General features: G+C 58.2%; 7 protein-coding genes. 6 read left to right on the top strand and 1 reads right to left on the bottom strand.

The window, feature by feature from the left end:
• Nucleotides 1-879, bottom strand: an 879-nt coding sequence (locus tag Q0216_RS04450) for a polysaccharide deacetylase family protein (RefSeq protein WP_298593252.1), incomplete at its 3' end; no start/stop codon positions are given.
• A gap of 178 nt (nt 880-1,057) precedes the next feature.
• Between Q0216_RS04450 and Q0216_RS04445 the strand changes: the two genes are divergently transcribed.
• From Q0216_RS04445 to Q0216_RS04420, 6 genes are all read left to right on the top strand, one after another.
• Complete coding sequence (locus Q0216_RS04445) at nt 1,058-2,167, top strand: App1 family protein (RefSeq protein WP_298593251.1); 1,110 nt, start codon at nt 1,058-1,060, stop codon at nt 2,165-2,167.
• Nucleotides 2,168-2,951: 784 nt separating this feature from the next.
• On the top strand, nt 2,952-3,176 hold the full coding sequence (nrdH, locus tag Q0216_RS04440) for a glutaredoxin-like protein NrdH (RefSeq protein WP_005505794.1): 225 nt from the start codon (nt 2,952-2,954) through the stop codon (nt 3,174-3,176).
• 74 nt (nt 3,177-3,250) lie between these two features.
• On the top strand, nt 3,251-3,778 hold the full coding sequence (gene nrdI, locus Q0216_RS04435) for a class Ib ribonucleoside-diphosphate reductase assembly flavoprotein NrdI (RefSeq protein ID WP_298593250.1): 528 nt from the start codon (nt 3,251-3,253) through the stop codon (nt 3,776-3,778).
• Nucleotides 3,751-5,931 carry a class 1b ribonucleoside-diphosphate reductase subunit alpha gene (nrdE, locus tag Q0216_RS04430; RefSeq protein ID WP_298593248.1) on the top strand — a complete coding sequence of 727 codons (2,181 nt, stop codon included), beginning with the start codon at nt 3,751-3,753 and terminating at the stop codon, nt 5,929-5,931. The genes nrdI and nrdE overlap by 28 nt, the downstream gene beginning before the upstream one ends.
• A gap of 147 nt (nt 5,932-6,078) precedes the next feature.
• Nucleotides 6,079-7,056 carry a class 1b ribonucleoside-diphosphate reductase subunit beta gene (gene nrdF, locus Q0216_RS04425; protein WP_298593247.1) on the top strand — a complete coding sequence of 326 codons (978 nt, stop codon included), beginning with the start codon at nt 6,079-6,081 and terminating at the stop codon, nt 7,054-7,056.
• A 294-nt stretch (nt 7,057-7,350) separates the two neighbouring features.
• On the top strand, nt 7,351-7,721 hold a 371-nt coding region (locus tag Q0216_RS04420), incomplete at its 3' end, for an alcohol dehydrogenase catalytic domain-containing protein (RefSeq protein ID WP_298593246.1).

Below are 7,721 nucleotides of genomic sequence, written 5' to 3'. Positions count from 1 at the left end.
CGATCTGGTCGGCGAAGGAGCCGCCGCCTTAATCTCTTCCTCGGATGCGTCACCGTAGTAGTCGCGAACCGTCACCGCAGTCAGACCGCGGTCATCGAGCAGGTCCTTCACCTGATCGAGAATCGGGATGATCGTCTCATAGTTCAGATGACCCAGCACAATCTGCTGCGGCAGCATGTAGCGGATGCAGCGCATGTAAATCACGCGGGCGCTCGTCTTCGCCTCATCGCCGGTAGTGCCGTTCCACATGACCGGGCGGGTAAAACCAATCTCGCCGGCAGCCTTCAGCACCGCATCGTTATAGCGACCGTAAGGCGGGCGGAAGTACGGCTTCGACGAGACACCGAACATGCTCATAATCTCGTCTTCGTTACGCTGCAGCTCTTCCTTCACGCCCTCAGCGTCCAGGGTGGTCAGGTCGGCGTGGTTGTACGTGTGGTTCGCAACCTGAATCTGGCCGCTCTGAACCAGCGGACGCAGCAACGACACATGCTCCTTAAAACCGGTGTACGAAGCGTTAATGAAGAACGTCAGACGAGTATTCGTACGCTTCGAGAACTCAGCGTAGCCGCGAATCGCCTCCGGGCTTGCACCGTCATCAACAGTCCACGCAATATACTTGCCGTCACCAACGAGGGAGTTGCCAATGCCGGGCCATTCGCGCGGCTTATCAATCGGGTTGCCCGCAGCGGCAACAGTCGGCGAATTCGTGGGTGCGGGGCGAGTAGCAGCAGCAGAGGTCTCGCCGCCAGCCTGATACGGAGTGAAATTACCGCTGGTGCCGTCGTAGTCATTCGACTTCTTCGAGCAGGCAGCAATCAGCGGAAGCATAGCAGTGCCGAGCACAAAAAGTCGGCGGTTAGGCTGTGAGTGGGTCATACTCTCCAGGATAACGCCCCCACCTGCAAGGAACGAATCTGAACAGCAAATACACCCCTAAATAATGTGCACATCACACCGCACGCTCAGCACCACAGTATTAATAGGTATAAAAACTAGGTATAAGAACACAAAATCAAGAAGCCGCAAGCCGGTAAGGCTCCGCTACACTAGTGGGATGGAGAATTTGGGCACTCACGAACTGCGCAACCTTGTGAACGATGCTGCCGACGAGGCAGTCAACATCGGCTACCGTGTTGCTGACCGGCTGCACAGGTGGCGTGAAAAGCGCGCCCTCGCCGCCGGTTGCGAACCAATCCTCGTGCCCACCGAAGGCTACGGCCGCGCCGCCTCCGACGGCAACCCCGGCTGGGTCCGCATCATCGCCCGCGCACTCTACAAGACGGTCAACCTCGAACGCCTCCTGCAGGTTGTAGAAGGCACCCAAGACACCGCCAACCCCATGCGCGGCTGGCGCTCCTTCACCGCAACCGCCATGTCCGATGCACCCGTCACCATCGTCATCGACGGCACCAAGCACGAGGCGTACACCGATCACGGCGGCGTGCTCGACGTCAAACTCTGCATCGACCTGGAACCCGGCATCCACGAAGTCATCATGTACGTGCCCGGCTCCCGTGCCGTAGCAACCAGCGTCTACATCGTTCCCGAAAGCCAGAAGCTCGGCGTCATCATGGACGTCGACGACACCGTCATGGTCACCATGTTGCCGCGCCCCCTGGTCGCCGCCTGGAACTCCTTCATCCTCGACGAGCACGCACGCATCCCCACCCCCGGCATGGCGGTCATGGCCGACCGTATCCGCCGCAGCCACCCGGATGCGCCGTTCATGTACCTGTCCACCGGCGCCTGGAACATCACCCCGACCCTGCGCCGCTTCCTCAGCCGCAACGGCTACCCGCGCGGCACGTTCCTGCTGACCGACTGGGGCCCCACCCCCGACCGCTGGTTCCGCTCCGGCACCAGCCACAAGGTCGAGTCCCTGCGCCGCCTCGCCGAGGAATTCCCGCAGATGAAGTGGATCCTCGTTGGCGACGACGGGCAGCGCGACCCGTACATCTACAACGGCTTCGCGGTACGCTACCCGGACAACGTGGCGGCAATCGTCATCCGCAACCTGACCGTGGGGGAGACCATGCTCGCCTCCGGCCGCGTGTGGAGCGACCATCGTGCCGAACAGATGATGCGCTCGCCGCTGTGGATTGAAGCCACCGACGGCGTAACACTGAGTAAGAAACTGCGTGAACTGGGCCTGATTGATTTCTAGCCGGTTGCGCCTCACCTGCGCCTCACCGGTTGCTAAAACCTGTGCCTGTGGCCTGTAAACCCACCGCAAATACCGCGAAATACCGGTATCTGCGGTGGGTTTTGGCGTTTCAGCGGAATTAACCAACTTAAACCCACGACACACCGGTTCATCAAAAAGAGTTAAAAATCTTTTCTACAGCCTTAATCACATAGCTTAAAGCCGCTCGAAGGGGGTTAACCCTCGCCTTTAAGAAAGTCCGTTCTGCTTTAAAACCGCGCCGTTCCGCGCAAGAACGCGTGAGAGTTAAGATCTCTTTAAAATCAAGCCCGAATCTGCCGGGTTTTATGCCCCCGAAAGCATACATGAGGTTAACTGAACCTCAACTCAGCGGGCGAATGAACCCTTAAAAATTCTGACCAACTTAAACCCCACCTGTGGATAACCCGGCGCACCCCGCGAGAATCCAACGAACTAGCCCCGCGGCAGGGTGTGGATAAGCTGTAGACACCCCCTCTTAAGTGGGTTCAGCTGTGGGTTTATCGAACGAAACACGCCCCCTGCACCACATCATCTTGTGGTGAAGAAAAATCTCGACACTAGATGTAGTATTAATACTCGGTTCCACCACTACGGCACTTTGAGCGCCCTGCCCCAGTGCAGGAGACCGCCACACCCCACTAGGAGGGGGCAGCGGACGGCACCGCGCTCACCGTCAACACCACGTGGTGAACCACAGACGAAACACGCCAGATTCATTCACGAGATAACCCCGCCTGAGCGGGAGAAAGTAAGAGGCATTCCCATGGTAGTGACCGTGTACACCAAGCCGCAGTGCGTCCAGTGCAACATGACCTACCGCGCCCTCGACGCGAAGGGTATCAGCTACACCAAGGTTGATATCACCGAAGACGCTCAGGCCCTCGAAATGGTCAAGTCCCTCGGCTACATGCAGGCACCCGTCGTCATTGCAGGCGACGAGCACTGGTCCGGCTTCCAGCCCGACAAGATCAACGCTCTGGCAGCGTAACAGCCCAGCCGAAACCCGCACCAACGGGAATCGGCACGGAACTCACACCGGCACACGAGAATAAGGAGTACACGTTGAGTACCGCCCTCACGCCCAACCCCGTCGACGAGCACGCAGAAATCCGCAAGATTCTTATGGATGCACGCAATGCTTCCGAGGGTCGAGCGACCGAGGTCCTGGACGATACGGCGCCGCTCATCGTGTACTTCTCCTCCATCTCCGGTAACACCCACAAGTTCGTGGAGAAGATCCGTGCCCGCCGCCTCCGCCTGCCGCTGCGCACCGGCGAAGACACCCTCATTCTTGATGAGCCGTTCGTGCTCATCGTCCCCACCTACGGCAAGCCTGAAGGCGCCGGTAACGTTCCCCCGCAGGTGGTTAAATTCCTGAACGTGGAGCAGAATCGCAAGCATATGCTCGGTGTGATTGGCTCCGGAAACACCAACTTTGGTCCGCTCTTCGGTATCGCGGCAGACATTGTCGCCAAGAAGTGCGATGTGCCCGTGCTCTTCAAGTTTGAGCTCATGGGCACCGATTCAGATGTAGAAAAAGTCAACGAAGGATTGGAAGCATTTTGGACGCAAAACTGCCCTCAGCACTAGAAACTCTCGGTGCGAGCCACAGCGGCAAGAGCGTGCCCGAGAAGTTCAAGGGTATGAGCTACCACGAGCTGAACGCACTGCTGAACCTCTACGATGAGAACGGCCAAATTCAGTTCGATGCAGACCGTCAGGCTGCACGTCAGTACTTCCTGCAGCACGTCAACAACAACACCGTCTTCTTCCACGACCTGGAAGAGAAGATTGAGTACCTGATCGAGAACCAGTACTACGAGCCGGAACTCTTCGACAAGTACAACTTCCAGTTCATTAAGAACCTGTTCAAGCGCGCCTACGCCGTGAAGTTCCGCTTCCCGACCTTCCTGGGTGCCTTCAAGTTCTACACCTCCTACGCGCTCAAGACCTTCGACGGTCAGCGCTACCTGGAGCGTTTTGAAGACCGCGTCTGCATGGTCGCACTGCTGCTGGCAGAAGGCAACGAGAAGCTCGCCGAAGACATCGTCGACGAGATTATCTCCGGCCGTTTCCAGCCGGCAACCCCGACCTTCCTCAACGCAGGTAAGAAGCAGCGCGGCGAGCTCGTCTCCTGCTTCCTGCTGCGCATGGAAGACAACATGGAGTCCATCGGCCGCTCCATCAACTCTGCACTGCAGCTCTCCAAGCGCGGCGGCGGCGTGGCATTCGCCCTGACCAACCTGCGCGAATCCGGTGCGCCCATTAAGAAGATTGAGAACCAGTCCTCGGGCGTTATCCCCGTCATGAAGCTGCTGGAGGACGCCTTCTCCTACGCTAACCAGCTGGGTGCACGTCAGGGCGCCGGCGCAGTGTACCTGCACGCGCACCACCCCGACATCTACTCTTTCCTGGACACCAAGCGCGAGAACGCCGACGAGAAGATCCGTATCAAGACCCTCTCCCTGGGTGTCGTGATCCCCGATATCACCTTCGAGCTGGCGAAGAAGAACGAGGACATGTACCTCTTCTCCCCGTACGATGTGGAACGCATCTACGGCGTGCCCTTCTCTGACATCAACGTCACCGAGAAGTACTACGAGATGGTCGACGATGCACGCATCACCAAGACCAAGATCAACGCGCGTGAGTTCTTCCAGACCATCGCAGAGATCCAGTTCGAGTCCGGCTACCCGTACGTGATGTTCGAAGACACCGTCAACCGTGCGAACCCCATCGCCGGTAAGGTCATCATGTCCAACCTGTGCTCCGAGATCCTGCAGGTTTCTGAGCCGTCCACCTACCACGCTGACCTCGGCTACGAGACCGTCGGTAAGGACATCTCCTGCAACCTCGGTTCGCTGAACATTGCACTGACCATGGACGGCGACGACTTCGGCAAGACCGTGGAAACCGCGATTCGTTCGCTGACCTCCGTCTCCGACCAGTCCGACATCCGCTCCGTACCCTCCATCGAGCGCGGCAACAACATGAGCCACGCCGTGGGCCTGGGCCAGATGAACCTGCACGGCTACCTGGCACGCGAGCACGTCTACTACGGTTCCGAAGAAGCACTGGACTTCACCAACATGTACTTCTACACCGTCGCCTACCACGCGATCCGCACCTCCATGCTGATCGCTAAGGAACGCGGTGAGCGTTTTGAGGGCTTCGAGAACTCGAAGTACGCATCCGGTGAGTTCTTCGCCAAGTACATTGAGAAGGAATGGGCACCGCAGACCGAACGTACCCGCGAGCTGTTCGCTAAGCACCACATCCCCACCCGTGAAGAGTGGATTCAGCTGGCTGCTGACGTGGCACAGTACGGCATGTACAACCAGAACCTGCAGGCTGTTCCGCCGACCGGCTCCATCTCCTACATCAACGGTTCGACCTCTTCGATTCACCCGATCGCTTCGAAGATTGAGATCCGCAAGGAAGGCAAGCTCGGCCGCGTCTACTACCCGGCACCGTACATGACCAACGAGAACCTGGAGTACTACCAGGACTCCTACGAAATTGGTTACGAGAAGATCATCGACACCTACGCTGTGGCAACCCAGCACGTGGACCAGGGCCTGTCGCTGACCCTCTTCTTCCGCGATACCGCAACCACCCGCGATATCAACCGCGCCCAGATTTACGCATGGCGTAAGGGCATCAAGACCATCTACTACATCCGTCTGCGTCAGATGGCTCTTGAGGGTACCGAGGTTGAAGGCTGCGTATCCTGCATGCTCTAGCCCGAATGCTGTGACGCATTCAGCCTGAGCTGGCACACTATAACTAAAGACTGGAAGGGGAGGTTACGGTGAACACGAAACCCGCCTGCGCGACTGGCTGGGCGCGCGTGGCACCGTAACCGCCCCTTAAGAATCGGAGAATTACTAATGAGCGAAAAGGTGAAGCTCGTCGACCACGTGGTCGAGGCTATCAACTGGAACCGTATTGAGGACGAGAAGGACCTTGAGGTTTGGGACCGTCTGACCGGTAACTTCTGGCTACCGGAAAAGGTGCCGCTGAGCAACGACGTGCCCTCCTGGAAGACCCTGACCGACGAAGAGAAGCAGCTGACCATGCGCGTCTTCACCGGTCTGACCCTGCTGGACACCATCCAGGGTACTGTCGGCGCTGTGTCCCTGCTGCCGGACGCCGTGACCGCGCACGAAGAGGCCGTGTACACCAACATTGCGTTCATGGAGTCCGTACACGCAAAGTCGTACTCCTCGATCTTCTCGACCCTCGCCTCCACCAAGGAGATTGACGAGGCGTTCCGCTGGGCTTCTGAGAACGAGCACCTGCAGAAGAAGGCAAAGATTGTTCTGTCCTACTACACCGGTGACGACCCGCTGAAGAAGAAGGTTGCCTCCACTCTGCTGGAATCCTTCCTGTTCTACTCGGGCTTCTACCTGCCCATGTACTGGTCTTCGCACGCGAAGCTGACCAACACCGCTGACCTGATTCGTCTGATTATTCGTGACGAGGCAGTGCACGGCTACTACATTGGCTACAAGTTCCAGCTCGGCCTGGCGAAGGAATCCCCGGAGCGTCAGGCAGAGCTGAAGGAGTACACCTTCAACCTGCTGTACGAACTGTACGAGAACGAGGTGGCGTACACCCACTCCCTGTATGACGGTGTGGGTTGGAGCGAGGACGTGAAGAAGTTCCTGCACTACAACGCTAACAAGGCTCTGATGAACCTGGGCTACGAGCCGATGTTCCCGGCGACCGTGACTAACGTGTCCCCGGCGATTCTGTCGGCGCTGTCCCCGAACGCTGATGAGAACCACGACTTCTTCTCCGGTTCCGGCTCTTCCTACGTGATTGGTAAGGCTGTGAACACTGAGGACGAGGACTGGGACTTCTAAGGCTGAAACTTCTAAGCCTGGGACTTCTAAGCCCTTTCTCGCCTTGAGATATAAGGCTGAGGTGAACCGAGCGGAACCCCCGCGTGTCCACTGTGGATGCGCGGGGGTTCCGCCGTTAACCGGGCGTGGAAGCAGCGGAAAAGCAGGGGAGAAGTAGGGGAGCGGGCGCGGTTTTGCTGGTTCAGATTGTCGGAGTTTTTGCCTTCACCCCGTAGCATAAAAAATCATTGATATATCGGGGTGCGGGGCGTACTGTTGGATTACTAACCACAACGCACCCTCGAAAGGACCATCATGCGTTCAGTCGTCATGGAAGCCCCCGGCAAGGTCGTCGTCAACGAAGTCGACAAGCCGACCCTCCTCGAACCCACCGACGCCATCATCAAGCTCGCAGCATCCTGCATCTGCGGCTCCGACCTGTGGCCCTACCGCGGCGCACAGCCCGTCGACCACCGAGCAATGGGCCACGAATACATCGGCGAAGTCGTCGAAGTAGGCTCCGAAGTCACCACCGTAGCCCCCGGCGACTTCGTCGTAGGCTCCTTCTGCATTTCCTGTGGCGAATGTGAAACCTGCACCGCAGGCTACCCCTCCCGCTGCCTTAAGGCCATTGCTGCAGGCGATGGTTTCATTGGTATGCGCTCGAACGGCACCCAGGCAGAATA

Source organism: uncultured Rothia sp., from assembly GCF_937976295.1.
Lineage (GTDB): Bacteria > Actinomycetota > Actinomycetes > Actinomycetales > Micrococcaceae > Rothia.
The sequence above is the reverse complement of the archived record's forward strand: the minus strand, read 5'-3'. Positions and strand labels throughout refer to the sequence as shown.